At 67.3% G+C, this 13,165-nt stretch carries 12 protein-coding genes; 9 read left to right on the forward strand and 3 right to left on the reverse strand.

What is annotated here, in order from left to right; genetic code table 11:
• Window positions 1-40: 40 nt before the first annotated feature.
• The 3 genes from CRO39_RS10785 (at window position 41) to CRO39_RS10795 (ending at window position 2,317) form a co-directional block, all read left to right on the forward strand.
• Window positions 41-379 carry a hypothetical protein gene (locus tag CRO39_RS10785; RefSeq protein WP_097121942.1) on the forward strand — a complete coding sequence of 113 codons (339 nt, stop codon included), beginning with the start codon at window positions 41-43 and terminating at the stop codon, window positions 377-379.
• Between the two features lie 53 nt (window positions 380-432).
• Window positions 433-1,329, forward strand: coding sequence for an SMP-30/gluconolactonase/LRE family protein (locus tag CRO39_RS10790; protein WP_238394630.1), 897 nt, complete (start codon window positions 433-435; stop codon window positions 1,327-1,329).
• 265 nt (window positions 1,330-1,594) lie between these two features.
• Window positions 1,595-2,317 (forward strand): hypothetical protein, encoded by a 723-nt coding sequence (locus CRO39_RS10795; protein WP_097121943.1) that lies wholly within the window; start codon window positions 1,595-1,597, stop codon window positions 2,315-2,317.
• A gap of 92 nt (window positions 2,318-2,409) precedes the next feature.
• Here CRO39_RS10795 and CRO39_RS10800 read toward each other — a convergent pair whose 3' ends face one another.
• The 3 genes from CRO39_RS10800 to ubiH are packed head-to-tail and all read right to left on the reverse strand — an operon-like array spanning window position 2,410 to window position 5,969.
• Window positions 2,410-3,525: a Gfo/Idh/MocA family protein gene (locus tag CRO39_RS10800; RefSeq protein ID WP_097121944.1), complete on the reverse strand. Its 1,116-nt coding sequence runs from the start codon at window positions 3,523-3,525 to the stop codon at window positions 2,410-2,412.
• Between the two features lie 60 nt (window positions 3,526-3,585).
• A complete protein-coding gene (locus CRO39_RS10805; protein WP_097122024.1) occupies window positions 3,586-4,764 on the reverse strand; it encodes a UbiH/UbiF family hydroxylase in 1,179 nt (392 codons plus the stop codon).
• Window positions 4,761-5,969: a 2-octaprenyl-6-methoxyphenyl hydroxylase gene (gene ubiH, locus CRO39_RS10810; protein WP_097122023.1), complete on the reverse strand. Its 1,209-nt coding sequence runs from the start codon at window positions 5,967-5,969 to the stop codon at window positions 4,761-4,763. The genes CRO39_RS10805 and ubiH overlap by 4 nt, the downstream gene beginning before the upstream one ends.
• A gap of 100 nt (window positions 5,970-6,069) precedes the next feature.
• Here ubiH and CRO39_RS10815 point away from each other — a divergent pair, with 100 nt between their 5' ends.
• The 6 genes from CRO39_RS10815 to pdxA all read left to right on the forward strand — a co-directional run bounded on the left by CRO39_RS10815 (window position 6,070) and on the right by pdxA (window position 13,066).
• Window positions 6,070-6,672, forward strand: coding sequence for a hypothetical protein (locus CRO39_RS10815; RefSeq protein WP_097121945.1), 603 nt, complete (start codon window positions 6,070-6,072; stop codon window positions 6,670-6,672).
• Window positions 6,673-6,679: 7 nt separating this feature from the next.
• A complete protein-coding gene (locus CRO39_RS10820) occupies window positions 6,680-7,237 on the forward strand; it encodes a cob(I)yrinic acid a,c-diamide adenosyltransferase (protein ID WP_097121946.1) in 558 nt (185 codons plus the stop codon).
• A gap of 5 nt (window positions 7,238-7,242) precedes the next feature.
• On the forward strand, window positions 7,243-8,151 hold the full coding sequence (locus CRO39_RS10825) for a histone deacetylase family protein (protein WP_097122025.1): 909 nt from the start codon (window positions 7,243-7,245) through the stop codon (window positions 8,149-8,151).
• A 125-nt stretch (window positions 8,152-8,276) separates the two neighbouring features.
• On the forward strand, window positions 8,277-10,730 hold the full coding sequence (gene lptD / locus CRO39_RS10830) for an LPS assembly protein LptD (RefSeq protein WP_097121947.1): 2,454 nt from the start codon (window positions 8,277-8,279) through the stop codon (window positions 10,728-10,730).
• A 5-nt stretch (window positions 10,731-10,735) separates the two neighbouring features.
• A complete protein-coding gene (locus CRO39_RS10835; RefSeq protein WP_097121948.1) occupies window positions 10,736-12,070 on the forward strand; it encodes a peptidylprolyl isomerase in 1,335 nt (444 codons plus the stop codon).
• Window positions 12,071-13,066 (forward strand): 4-hydroxythreonine-4-phosphate dehydrogenase PdxA, encoded by a 996-nt coding sequence (pdxA, locus tag CRO39_RS10840; RefSeq protein WP_097121949.1) that lies wholly within the window; start codon window positions 12,071-12,073, stop codon window positions 13,064-13,066.
• Window positions 13,067-13,165: the final 99 nt, after the last annotated feature.

A 13,165-nucleotide genomic window follows, 5' to 3' on the forward strand; every position in this document is an offset into this window, starting at 1 on the left:
CATCGCTCCTGCAACGTTTTCCTCCGATACGGAGCACCGCATGGCCGCCACCTGGATCACCATTGCCGCCTCCTCGCTGCCGGAAATCATCCGGTTGGCCCGCCCGCTGTTCACCCGCACGCCGCCGCAGATCGACAACAGCCAGCAACTGCGGCTGGACATCGTCGGCGAGCAGATTGCCGAACTGCAGAACGCGGCGACCCAGAACGCCGACTCGATCAACAAGCTGGCCACCGACATGCAGAAGACCATCGAAGTGCTGCAGCTCGGTGCCGAACGGATGCAGCGGCAACTGATCCGTTCGCACCGGCTGGCGCTGGTCTCGGCCACCGTGGCGGTACTGGCTTTCGTGGTGGCGCTGTATGCGCTTGGCAAATGATGCCAAGAAGCGCGCCTGCTGCTGCCGTGGCGGTCATCGCGGCCATGGCGCTCATGGCGACGCTTTCGCTCGCCTCATGCGACCGCACCGGCAACCTCCGCGACGCCAATGACGAAATTCCGTATGTGGCCCGCGATTATGTCGACGATGGCGTATTCACCGCCGGCATCGAAGGCCCGGCGGTCGGCCCGGACGGCGCGCTGTACGCGGTCAACTTCGGCCGCGAAGGCACCATCGGCAGGGTGACCACGCAGGCCGACGGCGGCGGCCGTGCCGAACTGTTCGCCGAACTGCCCGAAGGCAGCATCGGCAACGGCATCCGTTTCGACGCCGATGGCTTCATGTATGTGGCCGACTACACCGGCCACCGGATCCTGCGGGTCGATCCGCGCGATCGTTCGATCGGCGTGTTCGCCGCGTTGCCCGGTGCGCATCAACCCAACGACATCGCGTTCGCGCCCGACGGCATGTTCTATGCCAGCGATCCCGACTGGCGCGAAAACAGCGGCCAGCTGTGGCGGATCCTGCCTGACGGCCGCGCAAGCCTGCTCGCATCAGGCCTGGGGACGACCAACGGCATCGAAGTCAACCCTGACGGCAGGCGCCTGTATGTCAACGAGAGCGTGCAGCGGCGCGTGTGGGCCTACGACCTGGATGGAAGCGGAGAAATCTCCAACAAGCGCCTGCTGATCGAATTCGACGACCACGGTCTGGATGGCATGCGCTGCGATACGATGGGCAACCTGTATATCGCCCGCTATGGCGCGGGCAGCGTCGCCATCGTTTCGCCGGCCGGCAGGTTGCTGCGCGAAGTGAAACTGAAGGGCCGGAAGCCGACCAATATCGCATTCGGCGGCATCGACGGCCGGACCGTCTACGTCACCGTGCAGGAGCGTGGTGCCATCGAAGTTTTCCGTACCGAATATCCGGGCCGCGAAAGCGGACATTGAGGTGCACCGACCATCTCCGCTTCACCAAGTGGATTGTAGGAGCGATGTGAGTCGCGACCAGAGGAAGTCATGAACTTTGGGGTGAGTGCGTAGGCCATCTCAAAGTCGATAGCAGCCGCCAAGATTTCCCGGTATACATCCCCATCGCGACTCAGGTCGCTCCTACACCACCATCAAGGCATCACGACACCCTGCCTGCTGCGCGCGCGGTCTCAGGCCCTGACATCGCGCTATGGCAAGATGACAATCCGACAAGGAGCCTGCCATGCTGCCGCTCGAACTCAAGGACCCCGCCGCCTTCGGCAACGAATTCCTGCGCCTGACCCTGCTGCAGGGCTTCCAGTCGCTGACCAAGCGCGATCTGGAACTGCTGATCTTCGTGCTGCTCGAGCGCGATGGCGCCATCGAACGCAGCGAATCCAACTTCACCGTGGCCGGCAAGCTGCGGGTCACCCCGGCCAAGGTCCGGGCGCTGCGCCGCGACGGCTATGCGCGCTGGCGTGCGCTGGTACCGGAGGATCGCGACGACGCCCTGCAACGCATCGTCGCCACGGTGCTGACCGAAGCCAATTTGCGCGCCGGCGCCAAGCACGCCAGCGAGCGCAGCCGCAAGGAAGGCTTCCTGGCGGTGCGCATCGAGCACCCGGACGATGCGCAGCAGTTCGAACAGGCCATCCTGGACGTCGGCGCGCTGCCGGTGTACGAACGCAATCGCGAAGTAGTGGCGGTGCGCTTCGATACGCTGCTGGCCATCGCCGAGCGCTGGGGCTACCTGCAGCAGGATCCGGCGGCGGTGGTCGCCGAGCTGAAGCGGTTCGTGCCCACCGCCGAGGAGGTGACCGACCTGCTGAAAAAAGACGTAAGCAAGCTGCGCTGGCAGGACGTGCGCAATGCGCTCAACAGCCTTGGCGCCAGGGCGGTGGCCAGCACCGCCGAGGGCGGACTGCGAGGTCTGCTGAAAATCGTGTTTCCCTTTATTCCCGGCTGACGCCCGCCAGAGCGGAGCTTGTTACATCCCCTTGGGGGCTCCGCTACTTTTCACCAGCGCCAATGCTGGCCTGACCGGCAAGGGATGGCACCCTAGATCTCGACGCGCCTGCCGCTACGCGCCGAAGCGAAGATCGCATCGACCACCCGCATGTCGCGAAGGCCTTCCTCGCCGGGAACCCGCGGCGGCGTGCCATGCAGAATCGCCAACGCGTCGTTGTCCATCTGCCGCGCCTGCTGATGCGGCGTTGCGCCAAGGCTGGCGTCCAATTGCTGGCCATCGCTGGTGCGGCCCTGGATGCCCTCATAGGACTGGAACGGGGACAGTTCGTACCAGCCGTTCTCGCAGTCGGCGCGCAGCCGGTTGACGTTCATGCCGAAACTGGTGACGCAATCGGCCACGGTTTCGTCGGGGAATTCCAGCCGGAAACGCATGGTCTCGTCGACGCCGCGGAAAATCTCGGGGCGGTGGATTTCCTGGGTGGCGGTGACCGCAATCGGCTCCTGGCCGGAGGTGTAGCGCGCCGCGTTCAACGCATAGACGCCCATGTCGTACATCGCGCCACCGCCGCGCGCCGGGTCCAGCCGCCAGACGTCGCTCCAGCCGTCATTGAATCCCTTGAAGCCGGCCTCGGCGCGGATGCCGGCGATGCGCCCGTAAGGCCGCTCGCGGGCGAAACCGATGATGCGCTCGGTGTTGGGTTCGTGCTGCATGCGGTAGCCGATGGTCAGCTGGACGCGGTTGCGTGCGCAGGCATCGATCATCGCCTGCGCCTCGTCGGCATTCATCGCCATCGGCTTTTCGCACCAGACATGCTTGCCGGCCGCCGCGGCCCGTTCGGTGAACGGCTTGTGCAGATGGTTGGGCAGCACGACATAGACCGCGTCGATGTCCGGATTGTCGGCGATGCGATCGAAATTGTCGTAGTCGTAGACGTTGCCATCGGCAATGCCGTACTTCTGCTGCCACGGCTCGATTTTTTCCGGCGACCCGGTGACGATGCCGGCCAGCCGGCAGTGCCGGGTCAGTTGCAGCGCCGGCGCCAGCAGCTCGCGGCTGTAGTAACCCAGCCCGATCAGCGCCACGCCGATCTTCTTCTTCGCAGCGCCGGCGGGTTTGCGCGCCAGCGCCGGCGATATCGCAGCGGCCAGTCCTGCGCCGGCCATGGCCTGCATCATTGTCCTGCGCGAGAAGGAAAACCGGTTCATCGTATTCGTCTCCTGGGATGGGGGAACGGCCGCAGCGAGGCCGGGATTACCCTAACGCAATCACTGTCCGGAAGCCCGCCGCCACAGCGCATCGGCCAGTCCCGGCAAACGGCCGGCCAGCCCCAGCAGCGGTCCGCGCAGCAGCGTGGCGTGCATTTCGTCGTTGGAGAACAACCGGTTGATGCCCTCGAACGCATAGGCGGCGGCGGCATTGTCGCTGCGCCGCTGGCGCGACCAGCGCTGCAGCCGGTGCGGCGTGTCCCAGTCCACCCGTCGCGACTGTGCCGCGGCGATCGTTTCGCTCAACGCCGACACGTCGCGCAAGCCCAGGTTGACGCCCTGCCCGGCCAGCGGATGTACGACATGCGCCGCATCGCCGACCAGCAGGACGCGGCCGGCAACATAGCTGTCGGCGTGCTGGCGGCGCAGCGGAAATGCGGCCCGCTGCGAGACCGCGCGCATCGGCCCTAGCCGCGCGCCGAAGGCCGCGGTGAGTTCGCGGCCGAACGCATCCTCGTCCAACGCGACGACGCGGGCGGCCTCGTGCTCCGGCAGGGTCCAGACGATGGAGCTGCGGCCCCCGGCAAACGGCAGTACCGCCAGCGGGCCGGTGTCGAGGAAGCGCTGCCAGGCGGTGTCCTGGTGCGGCTGCGCGGTTTCGATGAAGGCCACTACGCCGCTCTGCCGGTAGTCGTGGCTGGCCACCTGCAGACCGGCCAGCGTGCGCAGCGTCGAGGCCGCGCCATCGGCGGCGATGGCCAGCCGCGCGTCCAGCCGGATGCCGTCATCCAGCCGCAGGCGCACGCCCGTTTCGTCCTGTTCGCACGCCTGCAGCCGGGCCGGGCAGTACAGCCTGACGCCAGCGCCCGGCAGCGCCGCCCACAGGCGGTCCACCAGCAGATTGTTTTCGACAATCCAGCCCAGTTGCGCGTGACCCAGCGAATCGGCATCGAAAGCCAGCTCGCCGCCGCCGGCGGCATCCCACACCCGCATGCGCCGGTACGGTTGCGCACGCGCGCTGCGAACCGCCTCCCAGACGCCCAGGCGGGCAAGCGTTGCCGCGTTGTCGGCGGCGAATGCGTACACGCGCAGGTCCGGCGCATCCGCCGACCACGGCTGCGGCTGGCGTCCTTCCACCAGCGCCACCTCCAGATCCAGCGCCGCCAGCGCCAGCGCGCAGGCGGCGCCGACCACGCCGCCACCGACGATGACCGCATCCAGCTGGCCGCGGCGACTCATCGCGCGGCCTCCCGGCACAGCGCCGGCACGTCGCCGCGGAATCCCATCGCTCCACCGACCAGAAACGACTGCAGCCAGGGCATGCTGTCGCTGGCCATCAGGCCAAGGCTGCGTAGCGGACGCAGCAACGGCGCGCCGTTGGCCGTCAGCCGCGCCAGTCCGTCGGAAAACGCCAGCGTGCGCTGGCGATCTTCGTGCCGGCGCTGGGCGTAGGCCGCCAGCAGTTCATCCGCGCCGATGTCGACGGCACCGTCGAGCAGTTCGGCCAAGGTCAGCGCATCGCGCAGCCCCAGATTGAATCCCTGCGCGCCGATCGGATGGATGGTCTGCGCGGCATTGCCCAGCAGTACCGCACGCGGCGCGGTCAAACGCTCGGCCACGAGCCGCGCAATCGGATACGCGCTGCGTTCGCCGGATGCCAGCAGGCGCCCCACCCGCCAGCCGAACGCCTGCTGCACGCGCGCCAGCCAAGCCGCTTCATCCATCGCAGCGACTTGCCCGGCGTCTGCGTTGGCCACCGCGTGAACCACGCCGAAGTGGCGATCGCCTCGCGGCAACAGCGCAGTCGGCCCGTGATCGCCAAAACGCTCGTATGCCGTCCCGTCCGGCGCGCGCTCGGCGCGCACCCGCGCCACGAACAGGGTTTGCGCGTAGTCGTATTCCTGCGCCCCTACCCCCAACGCAGCACGCACCGCGCTGGCGGTGCCGTCGGCGGCCACCAGCAGGCGCGCGCCGATCTCGCGTTCGCCGTCTGCGGTGGCGGTGCGCACCGTCCTGGCGCCATCGGCCGCATCGGAGACGCCGACAAAACGCGCAGGGCGATAGCGGGTCAGTCGCGGCAGCTCCTGCAGGCGCGTTTCCAGCGCTCCGCCGAAGTCGCGCGCCACCACCACCTGGCCGAATGCTTCGCGTCCGTAATCGGCCGCGTCCAGCCGGACCCGGCCGAAATCGCCCTGGCGGCTGACATGGATGCGCCTGATGGGCCCGGTCGGCGCGCGCAGTTTCTGCATCACCCCCAGCGCGGTCAGCGCGTTGACGGTAGCCGCGGCAAAACTCAGATTGCGCTGGTCGAACACCGCCGGCATCGTGCCCGGTGCGGTGGCCTCGATCAGGCCCACATCCAGGTCCAGCCGTTCCAGCGCTATCGCCAGGCTGGCGCCGACCAGGCCGCCCCCCACTATCACCACATCGTGCCGTTCAGTCATGCCGCCCATGATACCGGCTGGCCTGCGGCCATCGGCCGGGCCGCCTCATGTCCGGCCCGCGTCCGCTAGAATGTCGGCCTGAGCCTCCGGAACTGCCCGTATGAACAACGCTACCCAACGCGCCGTCGTCCTGCTGCTGATCGTCGCGCTGATGGTCTCCACCCGCCTGCACCTGCCGACCTCGCTGACCCATTTCGGGCCGGTGCCGGACGCCTCCTGGGCGGCCTTCTTCATTGCCGGCTTCTATCTGAGCAGTTGGACCCGCTGGGCATTCCCGTCGCTGATGGCGCTGGCGGTGCTGGTCGACTACCTGGTCATCAGCGGACAAGGCACCAGTTTCTGGTCCCACTACTGCATGTCGCCGGCGTACTGGTTCCTGATTCCCGCCTATTTCGCGCTGTGGGCCGGTGGCCTGCTGCTGCGGCGCCACTACCGCGGCAGCGACGGCAAGGCGCTGGCGGTGCTTGCCGCCAGCCTGGTCGGTTCGGTCGCGGTCTGCCACCTGCTGAGCCAGGGCAGTTTCTACTGGCTCAGCGACAGCGTTCCGCAGCCGGCCAGCCTCGCCGGCTGGTGGAAGAACTACAGCGACTGGTTTCCGTCCTATCTGCGCGTTACCGCGATCTACGTCGGTCTGACCGTCATCGCGCATGTCGGCGTCCAGCAGGCGGTGCGGCTGCGGGCCTGGGCCAAAGCCAGGCACTGAGCCGACCGTGGGCAACCGCCTTTCCAGGATTTACACCCGTACCGGTGACGACGGCACCACCGGCCTCGGCGATGGCAGCCGGGTCGGCAAGGATTCGGCCCGGGTCAATGCCTACGGCACCGTGGACGAGGCCAATTCGGCGATCGGCGTGGTGCTGGCGGCGCCTTCGGTACCTGACGATATCCGCGCCCTGCTGACCACGGTGCAGCACCAGTTGTTCGACCTGGGCGGCGAGTTGTGCATCCCCGGCCATGCGGCCATCCATGCGGCGGATGTGGATGCGCTGGAAACCCAGCTGGACCGCTACAACGACGCGTTGCCGCCGCTGAAGGATTTCATCCTGCCAGCAGGCGGCGAGGCGGCGGCGCGCTGTCATCTGGCCCGCACCATCGTCCGCCGTGCCGAACGCGAGACCGTCAGCCTGGGCCGGCACGACGCGGTGCGCCCCGAGGCCATCCGCTACCTCAACCGCCTGTCCGATCTGCTGTTCGTGCTGGCGCGGGTGCTGGCGCGCGCGGAGGGCCAGGGCGAGGTGCTCTGGAACCACCAACGCCGGCATGGTTGAGCGGCGTGATCATCTTCACCCACGCCGCCTGTCTGGCGCACGATCCCGGGCCTGAACACCCCGAGCGTCCGGCGCGGCTGCAGGTGGTGCTGGAAGCCCTGCGCGCCGCCCATGGCGACCTGGATTGGCGCGAGGCGCCGCGGGTCAAGCTGGGCGACCTGCGCCGGGTACATGGCGAGCAGTTGATCGAATCGGTACTGGACGCCGACTTCACCGGTTACCGGATGCTGGACCCGGACACCGTCATGGTCCCGGCTTCCCGTGCCGCCGCCCTGCACGCCGCCGGCGCCGGCATTGCCGCCGTCGATGCGGTCATGCATGGAGAGGCGTCCACCGCCTTCTGCGCCGTGCGTCCCCCCGGCCACCATGCCACCGCGGATGCGGCCATGGGTTTCTGCCTGTTCAACAACATCGCCATCGCCGCCGCCCACGCCTGCGAGAAGCATGGGCTGGAACGCGTGGCGATCATCGATTTCGATGTCCACCATGGCAATGGCAGCCAGGACATCTTCGTCAACGAACCGCGCGTGGCCTATTTCAGCACCCACGAATCGGGCATCTATCCGCATAGCGGAGCTCCCTACGAACGCGGGGTCGGCAATGTGTTCAACGCGCTGCTGCCGCCCGGCAGCGGCGGCTTCCGCTTCCAGAACACCTGGGAGGACCAGTTGCTGCCGGCGCTGGACGGCTTCAAGCCGCAACTGCTGATGATCTCGGCCGGCTTCGATGCCCATATGCGCGACCCGCTGGCCGACCTGATGCTGGAAACCAGCGATTTCGTCTGGCTGACCCGGCGCCTGCGCGACATCGCCCGTCGCCACGCCGGCGGCCGGGTGGTCTCGATGCTGGAAGGCGGCTACGACCTGGAAGCCTTGCGCGAATGCAGCGTCGCCCATGTCGACGAACTGCGTTGAAGCCGCAAGCCCTTGGCCCATAATGAACCAGGCCCGAAACCGGCAAACGGTTTTCATTGCCGGCATGCATGGGATGCGGCAAGCTAGCGGCCGCTTTTGAGCCCATTCACGGAGCCCTGCACCGCGTGCGCCCAGTCCTTCGCCTGCTGCCATTGCCATTCAGTATTGCGCTGTGCCTGCCGGCAATGGCCGACGACAAGCCCGAGAGCTGGGCGCTGTGCCCGGTGCAGGATGTGATTCCCTCCTTCGACGGCAGCGCCGGACCCGAACCCGGCGCCAGCGCCCAGGCCGCGCGCGCGGACCGCGCCGAGCAGTCCACCACGATCGAGGGCGACCAGCTGGGCGGCACCGAGCAGAACCTCGAGTACCAGGGCAATATCGAGATGCGCCGCGGCGACCAGTTCCTGGGCGCCGACAACCTGCAGTACGACCAGGAAGCGGACACCTACGTGGCCGACGGGCATGTGCGCTACCAGGACGCCGGCATCCGCATCGTCGCCGACCGCGCCCGCGGCAACCAGGAAACCGACAGCCACCAGATCGACAACATCCGCTACCAGTTGGTCTCGCGGCGCGGCAATGGCGGCGCCGACCGGATCGACATGAAGGGCGCCGAAGGCGCGCTGCTGCATTCGACCTATTCCACCTGCGACCCCGAAGACCGGCGCTGGGAACTGCGTTCGCGGCGCATCGACTTCGATACCGACGCCGGCTGGGGCGTGGCCCATGGCGCAACGGTGCGGCTGGGCAAGTTCCCGGTGCTGTACGTGCCTTATCTGAAGTTTCCGATCGATGACCGCCGCCATACCGGGCTGCTGTACCCGTCGGTCAGCCTGTCCGGGCGCAACGGTTTCGACTACGAGCAGCCGATCTATTTCAACCTGGCGCCCAACTACGATGCCACCCTGTACCCGCGCTACATGAGCGACCGCGGCGGGCTGCTGGGCGCCGAGTTCCGCTACCTGTACCCCAAGGGCAAGGGCATTCTGGAAGGCAGCTGGATGCCCAGCGACGACCTGCTGAAGGAGCGCGCGCTGGAGCCGGATTTCAATCCGGCCGTCAATCCGGACCCCGACGACAGCCGCGGCATGTTGCGCTTTCGCGGCAACCACAACATCAACCGCAGTTGGCAGGCGCGTGCCGGTCTGACCTGGCTGAGCGATTCGCGCTACACCGAGGATTTCAGCAACTCGCTGTATGGCCTGTCGGCCACCTCGGTTGCCAGCACCGCAGGCATCTATGGCCTGGGCAAGCATTGGAGTGCCGGCCTGATGGCCGAGTACTGGCAGCTGTCCGACTACACCGTCAGCGAGGCCAGCCTTCCCTACAACCGTCTGCCGCGAACCTACCTGAACTGGGAACAGCCATTGGGGCGCTGGTTCACCGCCGGCGTGGACGCCGAAGCGGTCAAGTTCCAGCACGACGAAAAAGCCGGCGGCAGCCGGCTGGACGTCAAGCCCTTCGTGTCGATGCCGCTGCGGGGCGCTTCCTGGTTCCTGCGGCCGACACTGGCCTGGCGACATACCGAATATCGCCTGGATGCCGGCCTTGCCGATTCGACCGCTCGCAATCTGGCCGCATCGGCATACGGGATTCCAGCCGCGCAGGTAACGCCAGCCATGCTGGCCGAGTTTCGTGACGATGCGCCCAGCCGCAGCCTGCCGATCGCGTCGCTGGATGCCGGGCTGTACTTCGACCGCGAAACCGAGATCAAGGGCAGCCGTTTCCTGCATACGCTGGAGCCGCGGCTGTTCTACCTGAATGCGCCGTACCGGGATCAGAACGGTATTCCCATCTTCGACACTCGTGCCTTCACCTTCAGCTGGGGGCAGATGTTCCGCGACAACCGCTACACCGGCGCGGACCGCCAGACCGATGCCAACCAGCTGACCCTGGCCCTGAGCACCCGCTTCCTGCGCCAGGCCGACGGTTTCGAGCGGCTGTCGGCCAGCATCGGCCAGATCCGTTATTTCGAAGACAGCCGGGTGACGTTGAACTCCAACGAAACGCCGGTGGAACAGGGCAAGTCGGCCTGGGTGGTGGACGCCAACTACGCGCCTACCGACCGCTGGACCGTCGGCGCCTCCTACCAGTGGGACCCGAAGTTCCGCCGCGAGGATCTGGCCAGCGTGCGCGCCCGCTACCTGTTCGGCGACGATGGCGTGGTCAATCTGACCTACCGGCATCGCCGGGATCTGCTGGAACAGGCCGATTTCTCGTTCCTGTACCCGGTCACGCCGTCCTGGAGCGTGGTCGGCCGCTACTACCACTCGTTCTACCGCGACGCCAACAGCGAACCCGGCCTGCTGGAGGGCATTGCCGGCGTGCAATGGGACAGCTGCTGCCTGGCCGTGCGTGCGCTGGTACGCCGCTACGTCCGCAGCCGCGAAGGCGAGATGAACACCGCCTTCCAGGTCGAATTCGTCCTCAAGGGTCTCGGCTCGGCCGGCCAGAACACCGAGCGCACCTTGCGCCGTGCTATTCTCGGCTACTACCGAGACGACCTCTATCTCGTCCCGCCGAGCAACACCACGCCCGACCCGGACGACAACATCAACGATCCGGATCCGATTCTATGAAAACAATGAGTTTCCGCCTTCTTCTGGCCGGATTGCTGGCCACCGTCGTGGCCGCGCCGCTGGCCCGCGCGCAATCGCTGCAGCCGCTGGATCGCATTGCCGCCATCGTCAACGAAGACGTGGTGCTGCAGAGCGAACTGGATCGTGCGGTACAGAACGTGACCAGCCAGTACGCCGACCGTCCCGGCCAGCTGCCGCCGCGCGCGGTGCTGGAACGGCAGGTGCTCGAGCGCCTGGTGCTGGTCAAGCTGCAGGTGGCGCGCGCCGCCGAAACCGGTATCCGCGTCAACGATCAGGAACTGAACGCCGCCGTCGCCAGTGTCGCCCAGCAGAACGGCGCCACTGTCGAACAGCTGCGCCAGCGCTTGGAAAGCGACGGCATGTCGTTCGCCGACTTCCGCGCCTCGCTGCGCGATGAAATCGTTGTCCAGCGCCTGCGCCAGAGCTTTGCGCAGAGCCGCATCCAGGTCAGCGAGGGCGAAGTGGATGCGGCCCTGGCCGCACAGGCCAGCAGCGGCGTGCAATACCACCTGGCGCACATCCTGGTCGGCCTGCCGGAAGGCGCCACTGCCGAACAGATCGCCACCGGCCAGCAGAAGATCGATGGCGTCAAGGGGCTGGTCGACCGCGGCGAGTTGGACTTCGCCGCTGCGGCCGTGCGCTATTCCGACGCCCCCACCGCCCTGGAAGGCGGCGATCTGGGCTGGCGCAGCGTCGACGAGATTCCGACCGCATTCGCCAACCTGCTCAAGGACATGACGCCCGGCCAGATCGTCGGCCCTCTGCGCGGTCCCAGCGGCTTCCAGTTGCTCAAACTGGTGGAAACCCGCGATGCCGCGCAAGCCGCGGCGCGTACCGTCACCGAATACAACGCCCGCCACATCCTGGTCCGGGTCACCGAAGTGCAGGATGCTGCCGCGGCCAAGGCCAAGATCGATACCCTGCGTGCGCGCATCGCCGGCGGCGCGGACTTCGTCGAAGTCGCCCGCGAATCCTCGGAAGACGCCAACAGCCGCGGCGACGGCGGCGATCTGGGCTGGTTCCCGGCCGACGCCTATGGCCCGGCATTCGGCCAGCAGGTCGCCAGCGTGGCCGACGGCGGCGTCACCTCGCCATTCCGGACCGATGCCGGCTGGCACATCGTGCAGCGCGTGGCCTCCCGCCAGACCGACGTTACCAACGCCAACCAGCGTGCGCAGATTCGCGAAACCATCGGCCGGCGCAAGCTGGAAGACGAGTACAACCGCTACCTGCAGGAACTGCGTGGCGAAGCCTACGTCAGCTTCCGTAGCGGCGACCGCGCCGAGGGCGATCGCGCTGAGAACAGCAGCGGCAGCTGAATGAAGCCCCGGCTCGCTCTGGTTCCGGGCGAGCCGGCCGGGGTCGGTCCCGAACTGTGCGTGCAGCTGGCGCAGCGGCCGCGCAGTGATTGCGAACTGATCGCCTTCGGCGACCCCGGCAGCCTGTTAGCCGCCGCGCAGGCCCTCGCCCTTCCCCTGCAACTGCTGGACGAACATCAGCCCGTCCGATCGGCCGGCGATCTACGACTGCGCCCGGTCGCCAATGCGGTTGCCAGCCATTTTGGCCAGACCGATCCGCGCAACGCCGGCGCCGTCATCGGCGCCTTGAACGCGGCCTCCGATGCCTGCCTGCGGCGCGAGTTCGATGGGCTGGTCACCGGTCCCGTCCACAAGGCCGCCATCAATGCCGGCGGTATTGCCTACACCGGCACTACCGAACTGCTGGCTGCGCGCGCCGGCTGCGAAGTGGTCATGATGCTGGCCAACACCGTGGTGCGCGTTGCGCTTGCGACCACCCACCTGCCGTTGCGAGCCGTGCCCGACGCAATTACCGTCGCCGGCCTGACACGCACGCTGCGCATCACCTGGCAGGCGCTGCAGCAGGACTTCGGCATCGATGAGCCGCGCATCGCCGTGCTCGGCCTGAATCCGCACGCCGGCGAAGCCGGTCATCTGGGCGATGAGGAAATCGCCGTCATCGAACCGGCGATGCGCAGTCTGCGCGAACAGGGCATGCAACTGATCGGCCCGCTGCCGGCCGATACCGCGTTTCTGCCGCAGAAACTGGCCGGTTTTGACGCAGTGCTGGCGATGTACCACGACCAGGGATTGCCGGTGCTCAAGTACAGCGGCTTCGAGCAGGCCGTCAATCTCACCCTCGGGCTTCCGTACCCGCGCGTTGCGGTCGATCACGGCACTGCCCTGGACCTGGCCGGCAAGGGCACTGCCGATCCCTCCAGCCTGTTCGCCGCAGTGGAAACCTGTGCGCGGATCGCCAGGCGGAGGCAAGAACGGGCGGCAGGAAACGGAAAATGAAACAACCAACGTTTTGTCGGCATCCCGCACGGCCGCGCCGCCATAGCAGGCCAGACCCGCCACGCGGGCTGATGCCCGAATGCGACCGCTCAGCAAGCG

The sequence above is a fragment of the Pseudoxanthomonas wuyuanensis genome, from assembly GCF_900215535.1.
Classification (GTDB): Bacteria; Pseudomonadota; Gammaproteobacteria; order Xanthomonadales; family Xanthomonadaceae; genus Pseudoxanthomonas_A; species Pseudoxanthomonas_A wuyuanensis.

What these genes read in the sequence shown, in the direction of transcription:
- CRO39_RS10785 (WP_097121942.1), top strand. Translation starts at nt 41, where the DNA reads ATGGCCGCCACCTGGATCACCATTGCCGCCTCCTCGCTGCCGGAAATC.
- CRO39_RS10790 (WP_238394630.1), top strand. Translation starts at nt 433, where the DNA reads ATGGCGACGCTTTCGCTCGCCTCATGCGACCGCACCGGCAACCTCCGC.
- CRO39_RS10795 (WP_097121943.1), top strand. Translation starts at nt 1,595, where the DNA reads ATGCTGCCGCTCGAACTCAAGGACCCCGCCGCCTTCGGCAACGAATTC.
- CRO39_RS10800 (WP_097121944.1), bottom strand. Translation starts at nt 3,525, where the DNA reads ATGAACCGGTTTTCCTTCTCGCGCAGGACAATGATGCAGGCCATGGCC.
- CRO39_RS10805 (WP_097122024.1), bottom strand. Translation starts at nt 4,764, where the DNA reads ATGAGTCGCCGCGGCCAGCTGGATGCGGTCATCGTCGGTGGCGGCGTG.
- ubiH (WP_097122023.1), bottom strand. Translation starts at nt 5,969, where the DNA reads ATGACTGAACGGCACGATGTGGTGATAGTGGGGGGCGGCCTGGTCGGC.
- CRO39_RS10815 (WP_097121945.1), top strand. Translation starts at nt 6,070, where the DNA reads ATGAACAACGCTACCCAACGCGCCGTCGTCCTGCTGCTGATCGTCGCG.
- CRO39_RS10835 (WP_097121948.1), top strand. Translation starts at nt 10,736, where the DNA reads ATGAGTTTCCGCCTTCTTCTGGCCGGATTGCTGGCCACCGTCGTGGCC.
- pdxA (WP_097121949.1), top strand. Translation starts at nt 12,071, where the DNA reads ATGAAGCCCCGGCTCGCTCTGGTTCCGGGCGAGCCGGCCGGGGTCGGT.